This window comes from Aeromicrobium phragmitis, from assembly GCF_003674095.1.
GTDB classification, from domain to species: Bacteria; Actinomycetota; Actinomycetes; order Propionibacteriales; family Nocardioidaceae; genus Aeromicrobium; species Aeromicrobium phragmitis.
Map to the genome: position 1 here is coordinate 1 of NZ_RDBF01000132.1, position 398 is coordinate 398.

The 398-nt window shown below is 70.9% G+C and carries 1 pseudogene; it reads left to right on the forward strand.

Annotated elements, in window-relative coordinates:
• Positions 1-398 (forward strand): annotated as a pseudogene (locus D9V41_RS16620) (GNAT family N-acetyltransferase); the annotation flags it as partial.

A 398-nucleotide genomic window follows, 5' to 3' on the forward strand; every position in this document is an offset into this window, starting at 1 on the left:
GACGTCGACGCGCTCGTCGCTGTCTACACGCCACCCATCAACACCGGCGGCGAGGACGTCGCGAACGTCCTGGCCGCGATCGGCGAGCAGTCGGACAAGCCCATCGTGTCGACGTTCCTCGCCAGCAAGGGCATCCCGGTCCTGTTGCGCGTGCCTGATCTGCAGGGCGGCTCGGCCGGTCGCGGCTCGGTCCCGTCGTACGCCTCGCCCGAGGCGGCGGTCCGCGCGCTGGCGCGCGCCGTGAACTACGCGGAGTGGGCGTCGCGCGACCATGGCACGTACCAGGATTCGGAGCAGTACCGCACCGGCGACGCCAAGACCCTCATCCGCAGCGTGCTCGAGCTCGCCCCTCGCGGTGCCGTGCTGTCCACGGAGCAGGTCCACTTCCTGCTGTCCTG